The sequence below is a fragment of the Marinobacterium rhizophilum genome (assembly GCF_024397915.1).
Taxonomy (GTDB): domain Bacteria; phylum Pseudomonadota; class Gammaproteobacteria; order Pseudomonadales; family Balneatricaceae; genus Marinobacterium_A; species Marinobacterium_A rhizophilum_A.
In genome coordinates, this window is record NZ_CP073347.1 from 2,442,876 (window position 1) to 2,455,250 (window position 12,375).

General features: G+C 59.8%; 9 protein-coding genes. 5 read left to right on the forward strand and 4 right to left on the reverse strand.

The genetic code is table 11. The annotated features are described in order from the left end of the window. Positions 1–76: 76 nt before the first annotated feature. Both efpL and galU read left to right on the forward strand, forming a co-directional pair. Entirely contained in the window at positions 77–643 is a 567-nt protein-coding gene (gene efpL / locus KDW95_RS11050; protein WP_255856317.1) for an elongation factor P-like protein EfpL, read from the forward strand. An 85-nt stretch (positions 644–728) separates the two neighbouring features. Then, entirely contained in the window at positions 729–1,625 is an 897-nt protein-coding gene (gene galU, locus KDW95_RS11055) for a UTP--glucose-1-phosphate uridylyltransferase GalU (RefSeq protein WP_255856318.1), read from the forward strand. A gap of 78 nt (positions 1,626–1,703) precedes the next feature. Here galU and KDW95_RS11060 read toward each other — a convergent pair whose 3' ends face one another. Continuing rightward, positions 1,704–2,714, reverse strand: a complete 1,011-nt coding sequence (locus KDW95_RS11060; protein WP_255856319.1) for an NAD-dependent epimerase — start codon at positions 2,712–2,714, stop codon at positions 1,704–1,706. Positions 2,715–2,903: 189 nt separating this feature from the next. Here KDW95_RS11060 and KDW95_RS11065 point away from each other — a divergent pair, with 189 nt between their 5' ends. Beyond that, the gene (locus tag KDW95_RS11065; RefSeq protein WP_255856320.1) at positions 2,904–4,253 is read left to right on the forward strand and encodes a UDP-glucose dehydrogenase family protein; all 1,350 of its coding nucleotides are present in this window, start codon (positions 2,904–2,906) and stop codon (positions 4,251–4,253) included. A 293-nt stretch (positions 4,254–4,546) separates the two neighbouring features. On the opposite strand, the gene aceF is transcribed toward KDW95_RS11065, so the two are convergent. The 3 genes from aceF to pdhR all read right to left on the reverse strand — a co-directional run bounded on the left by aceF (position 4,547) and on the right by pdhR (position 10,317). Then, a complete protein-coding gene (aceF, locus tag KDW95_RS11070; RefSeq protein WP_255856321.1) occupies positions 4,547–6,511 on the reverse strand; it encodes a dihydrolipoyllysine-residue acetyltransferase in 1,965 nt (654 codons plus the stop codon). Positions 6,512–6,557: 46 nt separating this feature from the next. Then, positions 6,558–9,233 carry a pyruvate dehydrogenase (acetyl-transferring), homodimeric type gene (aceE, locus tag KDW95_RS11075; RefSeq protein WP_255856322.1) on the reverse strand — a complete coding sequence of 892 codons (2,676 nt, stop codon included), beginning with the start codon at positions 9,231–9,233 and terminating at the stop codon, positions 6,558–6,560. A 322-nt stretch (positions 9,234–9,555) separates the two neighbouring features. Continuing rightward, on the reverse strand, positions 9,556–10,317 hold the full coding sequence (gene pdhR, locus KDW95_RS11080; RefSeq protein WP_255856323.1) for a pyruvate dehydrogenase complex transcriptional repressor PdhR: 762 nt from the start codon (positions 10,315–10,317) through the stop codon (positions 9,556–9,558). Between the two features lie 366 nt (positions 10,318–10,683). Here pdhR and KDW95_RS11085 point away from each other — a divergent pair, with 366 nt between their 5' ends. Both KDW95_RS11085 and KDW95_RS11090 read left to right on the forward strand, forming a co-directional pair. After that, a complete protein-coding gene (locus tag KDW95_RS11085) occupies positions 10,684–11,772 on the forward strand; it encodes a TRAP transporter substrate-binding protein (protein WP_255856324.1) in 1,089 nt (362 codons plus the stop codon). A gap of 75 nt (positions 11,773–11,847) precedes the next feature. After that, complete coding sequence (locus KDW95_RS11090) at positions 11,848–12,372, forward strand: TRAP transporter small permease subunit (RefSeq protein WP_255855161.1); 525 nt, start codon at positions 11,848–11,850, stop codon at positions 12,370–12,372. Positions 12,373–12,375 lie beyond the last annotated feature (3 nt).

Sequence of the window (12,375 nt, forward strand, 5' to 3'; positions counted from 1 at the left end):
AACCCCTGACACTGCCAGCGCGCCCCCGGGCCCGCGCCGGGCAGGCGTCCAAATTGTGATCACGAGGTTTTAGCCGATGCCCAAAGCATCCGAACTCAAGCGGGGCCATGTCGTCGAGCTCAATGGCCATGTTTATATCGTACAGCATGTCGATGTGCGCAACCCCACCTCCCGTGGTGCCACCACCCTGTACAAGGTCCGTTTCAACCTGCTGCCCGAAGGTGGCAAGCATGAAGTGACCTTCACCGGTGACGACATGGTCAAGAACGTATCACTGGAACGGCGCAAGGTGTCCTACCTGTACCGTGAAGACGACCTCTTCACCTTTATGGACGTGGAAGACTACAGCCAGTACTACCTCAACGGCAGCAGTATCGAGAGCCAGCTGCCGTACCTGAGTGACGGGCTTGAAGGTATAATGGCCCTGCTCATCGAAGGCGAAATCGTCACCATCGAGTTACCGGCCAGCGTTATCATGGAAGTCGCCGAATGCGTACCCGGCATGCAGGCCGCCAGCGCCACCGGCCGCACCAAGCCGGCCATCCTCTCAAACGGGCTGGAGCTGCAGGTGCCCGAATACATCAAGCAGGGCGAGAAGATCAAGATCAACACCGAAACCGGCAAGTTCATGACCCGCGCCTGATCCCGGCCAGCCAACTTAAATTGCAGCGGCTCAGCTTGCGTTAGCCGCCGCACCAGGACAATGACACCAGGGAGCTCCATCACCGATGCGAACCGTTACCAAAGCGATCATCCCCGTTGCCGGACTCGGCACCCGCGTTTTGCCCGCCAGCAAGGCTATCCCCAAGGAAATGCTGCCGGTGGGCGACAAGCCGGTCATCCAGCGCGTGGTCGAAGAAGCCGTGGCCGCGGGCATCACCCAGATTATTCTGGTGACACGCTCCGGCAAGGAAGCCATAGAGAACCACTTTGATGCCCACTACGAGCTCGAAGCCCAGCTTCAGATCAAGGGCAAGATCGCCGAACTTGCGTCCGTGCGCAATATTCAGCCACCTGAAGTGGAAATCATCTCGGTGCGCCAGCCCAGCGCCCAGGGCCTTGGCCACGCGGTACTCTGCGCCGCCGGTATCATCGGCGACGAACCCTTCGCCGTGATGCTGCCGGATGTGCTGATCAACAACCCCGACACCGCCAGCGGCCACGTTGACATGGCCGGCATGATGGCCGCTTTCAGCCGCGCCGAGCACCCTCAGATCATGGTTGAACCGGTTCCCCCCGAGCACGCCGAACGCTACGGTATTGTCGACTGCGCCGGCGCCAGCCTGAGCGGTGGCGAGGCGCACCCGATTCAGGGCATGGTGGAAAAACCCGCCCGTGGCACAGCCCCGTCAAACCTGGCGATCGTCGGTCGCTACATTCTGCCGGCGCGCATCATGACACTGCTCAAAACCACGCCCACCGGTGCCGGCGGTGAAATCCAGCTGACCGATGCCATGGCGGCCCTGCTCAAGGAAACGCCGATGGAGGCCTACCACATGCAGGGCAAATCCTACGACTGCGGCAACAAGCTGGGCTACCTTCAGGCCAACATGGTGTACGGTCTGCAGAACCCGCACACAGGCGCGGACCTGCGCGAGTTTCTCAAGCAACAGCTGGCCGAGTAATTCGCTCCCTGGCCAGGCTCCAGCAGGCTGCAACAAGGCTTGCGGGAGCCCGGCCACCGGGCGAGCAAACAGGGTGCCCTAGCGGACACCGTAGTACCCCCTGAACCAGTGCACAAATCGCTCGACCCCCTCCTCCAGCCCGACTGCCGGGCTGAACCCGGTTTGGTTGCGCAACGCCTCGGTCGAGGCCCAGGTACGGGCCACATCACCCGGCTGCATGGGCAGGAAGTTCTTGCGCGCTGGCACACCCAGAGCGGTCTCCAGCGTGCGGACAAAATCCAGCAGCCCCACCGGCTGGCCCGCCCCTATATTGAAAATCCGGTACGGCGCCGAGCTCTGACCGCGACTGCCCTGTTCCGGCGTCCAGCCAGGCTGCATTCCCGGGATCTGATCCAGCACCCGCACTACGCCTTCGACTATGTCATCGATGTAGGTAAAGTCGCGGCTCATGTCGCCCTGGTTATAGATATCGATCGCCTCGCCGGCGCAGATGGCACGGGCGAACTTGATCGGCGCCATGTCCGGACGCCCCCAGGGACCATAGACGGTAAAAAAGCGCAGCCCTGTGGCAGGCAGGCCGTAGAGGTGGGAATAGGAGTGGGCCAGCAGCTCGCCGGACTTCTTGGTGGCGGCATAAAGAGACACCGGATGATCCACTGCATCCGACTCGGCAAAGGGCACCCGGGTATTGAGCCCGTAAACGGAACTGGATGAAGCGTATACCAGGTGCGCCACCTGCTGAGCCCGGCAACCTTCCAGCACATTCAGCAGGCCCGCCAGGTTGGCATCCACATAGGCATGGGGATTCTCCAGCGAATAGCGCACCCCGGCCTGGGCCGCCAGGTGGATCACTCGATCGAAGGCATGATCGGCAAACAGTGCCTCCATTGCAACGCGATCCGCAAGGTCGGCGTTCACAAAGCGAAAGCCGGGGTCGGACTCAAGCAGCGCCAGGCGCGCACGCTTGAGTGCCGGATCGTAGTAATCATTCAGGCTGTCCAGCCCCTGCACCTGCCAGCCTGCGCGCAACAGCCGCCTGGCCACATGGAAACCGATAAATCCGGCAACACCGGTGATGAGTACGTTCATCCGCCAACCCTTGACCCTGCCCATCCGGCAGAGGCTCCCGTGCCCCTGCCTTTGAGCCGCACTATATCACTAACTGCCCGTGCAGCTCAGGCAGGATCAATAAACTGCAATCTAAATCCGCCAGACTCTGGGCATCGTACTGCGCTGCGGTTAGTCTTCTGAACATCTCTGTTTCAATGCGGGAAAGCTATGAAAATCACGGTATTTGGCAGCGGCTATGTTGGCCTGGTCACCGGAACCTGCCTGGCGGACGTCGGCCATGACGTTCTGTGCATCGATGTGGATCAGGCCAAGATCGAGGGCCTGAACCAGGGTGTTTTACCCATCTACGAACCCGGCCTGGGCGCCATGCTCAAGCGCAATCACAGCGAAGGCCGGCTGCAGTTCAGCACGTCGGCCGAGCGCGGCGTCGAGCATGGTCAATTGCAGTTTATCGCCGTGGGCACACCGCCCGACGACGATGGCTCGGCGGACCTGCGCCATGTGCTGGCCGTGGCCCGCACCATCGGCAGCCACATGACCGGTTACAAGGTGGTAGTCGACAAGTCCACCGTACCGGTGGGCACCGCCGACAAAGTCAGACGCGAGATTGCTACCGCCCTGGCCGCGCGCCAGACGGAGCTGGAGTTCGATGTCTGCTCCAACCCCGAGTTTCTGAAGGAAGGCGCCGCCATCGAGGACTTCACCAAGGCCGCCCGCATTGTCATTGGCACCGACAGTGAGCGGGTGCGCGGCCTGATGCGTGAATGCTACAGCCCCTACAACCGTAATCGCGACAAACTGATGTTCATGGACCTGCGTGCCGCCGAACTGACCAAGTATGCCGCCAACGCCATGCTGGCCACCAAGATCAGCTTCATGAATGAACTGGCGCAACTGGCAGAGCGCCTGGGCGTGGATATCGAACAGGTACGCCAGGGCATCGGTTCTGACCCACGTATCGGCTACCACTTTATCTACCCCGGTTGCGGTTACGGCGGCTCCTGCTTCCCCAAGGACGTCAAGGCTCTCACCCGTACGGCGCTGGATGCTGGCCACGACGCCCCCCTGCTGAACGCCGTCGAACAGGTCAACCAGCGCCAGAAGCAGACGCTGTTCCACAAGCTGCAACAGGGGCTTGGCAACAACCTGCGCGGCAAGCGCATCGCCATCTGGGGTCTGGCCTTCAAGCCCAACACCGATGACATGCGTGAGGCACCAAGTCGCAGCCTGATGGAAGCGCTCTGGGATGCGGGCGCCAGTGTCAGTGTCTACGACCCCGAAGCCCTCAACGAATGCCATCGCATCTACGGCAAGCGCACCGACCTCAACCTCGCCGCCACCCGTGAACTGGCGGTGGAAGATGCGGATGCCCTGGTGATCTGTACCGAATGGAAGGCCTTTCGCACCCTGGACTTCGCCTGGCTCAAGACCCAGCTGCGCACACCGCTGATTGTCGATGGACGCAACCTCTATGCCCCCCAGGATGTCCACCGGGCCGGTCTGGCGTATTACGCCGTTGGCCGGGGCGACTCGTTGCAGGCGATTCCCCGCGACTAGACTGCGATGGGTAGCTACGGAGCCCTACTCCTCGGCTTTGGCTCCTGCGCCGCCCTATCTCCTACATCCCTGTAGTCGTGTGCATCCATGCACCCGCAGGATAAATACGTCCATGTATAAAAAAGGCCACTCGATTGAGTGGCCTTTGTTTGTATTGACTGAATACATGTATCTGTAGCTTTGTAAAAGCGCTTCCCTTTCCCGGGCACGGCTTGCACTGCAGGCCGGTAAAAAATCAGGACCCCAAACAGGGCCCTGACGCCAAGGTTTTGGAAGTGGGTCTTTCCAAAGTGCTACAGCACCAAGCGACGGATATCGCTCAGCAGACTGTTCAGGTACGTCAGGAAGCGTCCAGCATCCCCGCCGTTGATCGCCCGATGATCATAGGACAGGCACAGCGGCAGCATCAGGCGCGGCTCGAACTCCTTGCCATTCCAGCGCGGCTCGATGTCCGCCTTGGAAACGCCCAGGATACCGACTTCCGGCGCCGGTACGATGGGCGTAAAGCCGGTTCCACCGATACCGCCCAGGCTCGAGATGGTAAAGCAGCAGCCCTGCATCTCGTTGGGTTTCAGCTTGCGATCCTTGGCCTTGGCAGCCAGCTCGTTCGCTTCGCGGGACAGTTCGTAGATGGACTTCTTGTCCGCATCCTTGATCACCGGCACCATCAGACCGTTGGGCGTATCGACCGCCAGACCGACGTTGATGTATTTCTTCAACACGATGTGTTCGCCATCGGCATGCAGCGAGGCGTTGAACTTGGGGTTCTCCTTCAGCGCCTGGGCCACCGCCTTGATGATGAAGGGCAGCGGCGTGAGCTTGACGCCCTCTTTCGCGGCGGCCTCCTTCATTTCCTTGCGGAAGGCTTCCAGTTCGGTGATATCCGACTTGTCGAACTGGGTCACGTGCGGCACGTTGAGCCAGCAACGCGTCATGTTCGCCGCGGTCACCTTGGCAATCTTGCTCATCTTCTGCATTTCGATTTCGCCAAACTGGCTGAAATCGATTTCAGGGACAGCCGGAATGCCGGAACCAACAGCAGCACCCGCCGCCGCAGGCCTTTGCGCCAGCGCCTTGAGGGAGGTCTTGACGAAGTTCTGCACGTCTTCCTTGACGATACGGCCACGACGACCGGTGCCGCTGACCTGGGACAGGTCCACGCCGAACTCGCGGGCGATGGCACGAACGGCCGGGCCGGCATGCACGCTGCGGTTCTTCTGTTCCAGCGCCTGGTTCACCGTCGTACCCGCAGCCTTGGCTGGGGCCGAGGCAGCAGGAGCCGCGGCGGGAGCCGGTGCAGCGGCTGCCGCCGCAGGAGCAGGTGCAGCGGCTGCCGCCGCAACTGCAGCACTGCCGGCCACTTCCAGCGTGATGATCAGATCGCCTTCATTGCAGGTTCCACCGGCACTGATGCTGACAGACTTGACGGTACCGCCCTTGGGCGCCGGCACTTCCATCGAGGCCTTGTCGGTTTCCACGGCGATCAGGCTGTCGCCCTCGGCAATGACATCACCGACCTTGACCAGCACTTCAACCACGTCCACGTCGGTGGCACCGCTGAGATCCGGCACCCGGACCTCTTCAATGCCACCGGCAGTCGCCGGGGCGGCCGCGACAGGCGCGGGCGCCGCTGCTGCAGGCGCGGCAACCGGAGCCTCGGCCGCAGGAGCGGGTGCTGCTGCACCGGCCACTTCCAGCGTCAGAATCAGGTCACCTTCGTTGCAGGTGCCGCCCGCAGCAATGCGGACGTCCTTGACCGTGCCGCCCATCGGCGCCGGCACTTCCATGGACGCCTTGTCGGTTTCCACCGCGATCAGGCTGTCGCCCTCGGCGATCACGTCTCCGGCCTTGACCAGGACTTCCACCACATCAACGTCGGTCGCGCCGCTGAGATCCGGTACCCGAACCTCTTCGACGCTGGCCGCGGCCGGTGCCGCAGCAGGCGCTGCGGCTGCAGGAGCGGGGGCCGCAGCAGCAGGCGCCGCCGCAGTCTCAACCGGTGCTTCGGGAGCGGCTGAAGCGCCGGTTTCCAGTACCAGAATCTGGTCACCTTCGTTGCAGGTGCCGCCTTCCTTGATAATCACTTCCTTGACGGTGCCACCGTGGGTGGAGGGTACTTCCATCGAGGCCTTGTCGGTCTCAACGGCGATCAGGCTGTCGCCTTCGCTAATAACATCGCCAGCCTGGACCAGCACCTCGACGACATCGACATCCGAGGCGCCACTGAGGTCTGGAACGGTAATTGTGATAGTGCTCACGATAATGTCCTCTTAATTCTCAACCGTTACGAAGTTCACAGGAGCCTTAAACGGTCCAGGGCGCCGGTTTTTCCGGGTTCAGGTTGAACTTCTGCATCGCCTTGGCAACGTCGGTTGCAGGCACCTTGCCTTCTTCCTGCAGCGCCTTGAGCGCGGCCAGAACGACGTAGTAACGGTTAACTTCGAAGAACTCACGCAGCTTGGTGCGTGTATCGGAACGTCCGAAACCATCGGTACCCAGCACCTTGTAGCGGTGCGGGATAAATTCACGCAGCTGATCGGCGAACATGCGCATGTAGTCGGTCGAGGCAATGACCGGACCCTGACGGTCCTTCAGGCACTCGGTGACGAAAGGCACGCGCGGCTCGTCGGCCGGGTGCATCATGTTCCAGCGATCCACTTCCTGTGCTTCACGGCGCAGTTCGTTGATCGAGGTAGTGCTCCAGACATCAGATTCGATACCGAACTCTTCACGCAGGATGATCGCCGCTTCACGCACTTCGCGCAAAATGGTGCCACAACCCATCAGCTGTACCTTGAGCTCTGCATCCTTGCCTTCTTCCAGCAGGTACATGCCCTTGATGATGTTTTCCTCTGCACCGACCGGCATTTCCGGGTGGGTGTAGTTTTCATTCATCGTGGTGATGTAGTAGAAACGGTTTTCCTGTTTCTTGTACATGCGCTCAAGGCCGTCCTGCACGATAACGGTCACTTCATAGGCGTAGGTCGGGTCGTAGCTGACACAGTTGGGAATCATCTGCGCCATCAGGTGGCTGTGGCCATCCTGGTGCTGCAGGCCCTCGCCGTTGAGAGTAGTACGACCGGAGGTCGCACCGATCAGGAAACCGCGGGCCTGGCTGTCGCCGGCCGCCCAGATCAGGTCCATGACGCGCTGGAAGCCGAACATCGAGTAGAAGATGTAGAACGGCACCATCGGGCAGTTGTTGTTGCTGTAGGAGGTCGCACAGGCTAGCCAGGCGGAGAAAGCGCCAGCTTCGTTGATGCCCTCTTCCAGCACCTGACCGGTTTTGGATTCCTTGTAGAACATGATCTGGTCAGAGTCATGCGGTACATAACGCTGGCCGGCCGAGGTGTAGATACCCAGCTGACGGAACATGCCTTCCATACCGAAGGTACGGGCTTCGTCCGGCACGATCGGGACGATGCGGTTGCCGATCTGCTTGTCCTTCACCAGCACGTTCATCACGCGGTTCAGACCCATCTGGGTCGAGAGCTCGCGTTCACCGCTGGACTTGAGCTGGCTGGCAAAAGCGTCCAGCGCCGGTGTTTCCAGCACTTCAAACTCGGTACGACGGGTCGGATAGAAGCCGCCGAGCTGCTTGCGGCGCTCGAACATGTACTTCATTTCCGGCGAGTCCGGTGACGGACGGTAGTACGGCACGTCGTTCAGCTGCTCGTCGGTCAACGGGATATTGAAGTTGTCACGGAACGCCTTGAGGTCATCCAGCGCGACTTTCTTGATGGAGTGGGTATCGTTCTTCGCCTGGCCGGACGTGCCGGTGCCGTAGCCCTTGACGGTCTGCGCCAGGATCACGGTGGGCTGGCCCTTGTGCTGGTAGGCGGCCTGGTAGGCGGCATACACCTTGTAGGGATCGTGACCGCCACGGTTCAGGTTCATGATGTCCTGGTCGGACATGTCCTTCACCATCTCGAGCAGTTCCGGGTATTTGCCGAAGAAATGCTCGCGGGTGTAGGCGCCACCGTTGGCCTTGTAGTTCTGCAGCTCGCCGTCGCAGACCTCGTCCATGCGCTTTTGCAGCAGGCCGGTGGTGTCTTTTTCCAGCAGCGGGTCCCAGTGACGGCCCCACAGGCACTTGACCACGTTCCAGCCGGCACCGCGGAAGATGCCTTCAAGCTCCTGCACGATCTTGCCGTTACCACGCACCGGCCCGTCGAGGCGCTGCAGGTTGCAGTTGATAACGAAGATCAGGTTCTCAAGATGTTCACGGCCGGCCAGGGAAATGGCACCCAGGGTTTCCGGCTCGTCACACTCACCGTCGCCCAGGAACGCCCAGATCTTGCGATCGCCGCGATTGATCAGGCTGCGGGCAGACAGGTAACGCATGACATGCGCCTGGTAGATCGCCTGAATCGGGCCCAGACCCATGGATACGGTCGGGAACTGCCAGAAGTCCGGCATCAGCCAGGGGTGGGGGTAGGACGACAGACCATTGCCGTCCACTTCGCGACGGAAGTTGTCGAGCTGCTCTTCGGTCAAACGGCCTTCGAGATAGGCGCGGGCGTAAATACCGGGGGAGATGTGCCCCTGGAAGAACACCATGTCGGCATCCTGCTCGCCTTCATTGCCGCGGAAAAAGTAGTTAAAGCCAATATCGTACAGCGTGGCGGACGACGAAAAGCTGGAAATGTGACCACCCAGACCTTCCTTGTTGTCGTTGGCGCGCATGACCATCGCCATCGCGTTCCAGCGAATAAAGGAACGGATACGACGTTCAACAAACAGATCACCCGGCATGCGACTTTCGTCTTTGGGGGCGATGGTGTTGCGGTACGGGGTGGTGGTGGCACCGGCGCTACCTACGCCGATATCTGCTGCCTTGCGCCCCAGCTGCTTGAGAATAAACCGAGCACGGTCATCACCGTCGCTTTTGGCAACAGACTCCAGTGCGTCCAACCATTCATGGGTTTCAATCGGATCAATATCTTCAACGAATTCTTGCACTTTGCTTTCTCCACTCATTCTTATTCGAGCAGTCAATCCCACGTAAGCGTTAAGACGGAACAGCCTGTTGTTCAGGCTCTTCCGCGCCCTACCATCTTCTCGTTCTTATTATCTTGTAGTATTACTACAGAATGGCGTCATTATTATGCACATATCGAGTATTGATGGCAACAAAGCACACACAAAGCAAGATTTCTGTAGTAATAATACCGAATTGAAAATTGAACTCTCTCAGCCCTGACAGGCCCGGCGTAACAATGCTCCCTTGCCGCGGGCTGTTTTGAGGCCAAAGACCTTCCAGTTGCAGCATTGCGCCGGAGAGTTACGCCCAAATCACCCCTCAAACACCGGCGTTGGCCCGACGCAGCGCCCGCTCCTGGCGGGTATTTTCCCGTTCGCCCTCAAGCAATACCTCCTCGACGTAGGCAATATGATGGTGGGCAGCCTTGCGCGCGTTGTCCGGCTCACCGGCAAGGATAGCAGTCATCAGGGCACTGTGCTGATCATGGATCTTTTCCCGGTAACCCGGCCTTGGGTAAATGTTCAACAGGTTGTCAGTAATGTGCTGGCGCAGCAGGCTAAAAAGGGCCCGCATCATGTGCAGCAGCACCATGTTGTGGGTCGCCGCGGCAATCGACAGGTGAAACTCCACGTCGGCCTCAACTTCCTTGTCGAACTCTTTCCTGCTGTGGAAGAGCTGCAGCGCATCATAGCGAGCCCGAATTGCTTCGCGATCGGCGGCCGTCCCGCGTAACGCCGCGTAGTATGCGGACACCCCCTCAAGTGCGTGACGAAACTCCAACAGGTCATACTGGGCTTCGGGGTGCGTTTTAAACAACTCAAGCAATGGATCGGAAAAGGAGCCGCCAAGCTCTTCAGATACGTAGGTGCCACCGCCCTGGCGACTGACCAGCAGCCCTTTGGCAGCGAGCTTTTGCACGGCTTCACGCAAAGACGGCCTTGAGACATCGAACTGTTTGGCCAGCTCGCGCTCGGGCAGCAGCTTCTGGCCCGGCTTGAGCGTCCCCTCAAGGATCATTTCCTCCATCTGCTGCACGATGACATCGGAAATTTTGGGCTGTTTAACCCGCTGATAAGTCACCTTAAAACTCCCCCTGCTTCACAGGCACCATGCTAAAACCCTAATAAAACCGTTATGTTACGGCGCTTTTCCAGCAGGCGCCTATAGTTGTTGTTACGTAGGTACGCAGACTCTGAGATTAAAATTGGTAATACCAGTTTTCTACCCTATCAGCCTGCGCTTATCAAGCGCGCCCCCGCACAGCTTGGGCAATTCGTTGAAACCGGTTTTAAGGATGAAAGCCTTGACAGGGACTGTACAGAAAAAATACAGTAGCAACACCAGGGAGGTAAATTGGTAAGACCAATCATTACACAAGAACACCCCAGCCGTACTCAAAGCAGATTATTCCAACAAAAATAACCATCGCCTGTTCGAGGACTCTTCATGAAAAAACTCTCTAAAAACCTTATGTCCGCCGCGATTGCCAGCTCCATCCTCGCCGGCACCGCCTTTATGGCGGCCAGCCCGCTCGCCCTCGCCGCTGACAAGGTACTGCTCAAAACCCCCATCGCCTTTGGCACCAACCTGCCGGCGCTGGGCAGCACCATCGTCTGGGTGGCAGACAGGCTCGACAAGGTCAGCGACGGCAATATCCGCATGAAGGTGTATGAGCCCGGCAAGCTGGTCAGCCCGCCGGAGATCCTCGATGCGGTATCCTCTGGCAAGGTGAACTCCGGCTATGCGACCGCCGGTTACTGGCAGGGCAAGATTCCGGCCGCGGCACTGTTCTCCGCCGTGCCCTTTGGCCCCGAAGCCGGCGAGTACATGGCCTGGCTGTATTACGGCAACGGCATGAGCCTTTACCAGGAGATGTATGACAGCGCCGGATTTAACGTCAAGGTACTGCCCTGCGCCATCCTGTCGCCGGAAACCTCGGGCTGGTTCGCCAAGCCCATCGAAAAGCCGGAAGACCTGCAGGGGCTGAACATGCGCTTCTTCGGCCTGGGTGCCTCGGTGATGGAAAAACTCGGTGTCGGCACCGTGCAATTGCCCGGCGGCGAAATTTTCGGCGCACTGGAGAAGGGCGCCATCGATGCCACCGAGTTTTCCCAGCCGGCCATCGATACCCGCCTTGGGCTCCACAAAATCGTCAAGTACAACTACTTCCCCGGCTGGCACCAGCAGGCCACCATCTTCGAGCTGCTGATCAACAAGGACACCTGGAACGGCTTGAGCGAAGGCCAGCGGGCAACGGTTGAGACCACCTGCATGGCATCCATGACCAACTCGGTGGCCGAGGGCGAGGCCATGCAGTTCCCGGTGATGGCGGATGCAAAGAAAAACGGTGTCGAGATTCGCTACTGGAACGAAACCATGCTCGACACCTTCAAGAGCACCTGGGATGAAGTGGCAATCGAAAAATCCACTGAAGACCCCTTCTTCAAGAAGGTCTGGGATGACCTGAGCACCTTCCGCGCAGGCTACGACCTCTGGGAGGCCAACGCCTTCCTGCCGCGCAGCCGCGCCGAGTAATGCCCGTCGCCGGGGCGCAAGCCCCGGCATTACAGACGAGTCCCATCGTTATTCCTGACGCGAAGGTCCTGTCCGGTGACTGACAACAACACCCCCGCCGCCGTCCCCCTGGCGGACACGATTGACCGCCTGATCCAGCGCATTACGCTGGGCATTGGCTGGAGCTTTGTGCTGCTGGTGCTGGTGATTATCCTGCAGGTGACACTGCGCAAGGGCTTTTCCCAGGGCCTGATTGCGCTGGAAGAGCTGCAGTGGCACCTCTATGCCATCGGTGTCATGTTCGGCCTGGCCTACGCCCAGACCACCGACGCCCATATCCGCGTGGACCTGTTCCACGGCCGTTTCAGGACCCGCAGCAAGCGCCTGATCGAAATCCTCGGCATTCTTTTTCTGCTGCTGCCCTTTATCGGCGTGATTTTCCTGCACAGCCTGGACTTTCTGTACGACTCCTGGCGCATCAACGAAAGCTCCTCGGCGCCTTCGGGCCTGCCCTGGCGCTGGCTGATCAAGGGCGTGATCCCCGTGAGCTTCGCGCTGCTGGCGCTGGCGGTACTGTCGCGCCTGTACCGTGAGATTATTCTGTTGATGCGCGGAGAATAAGCA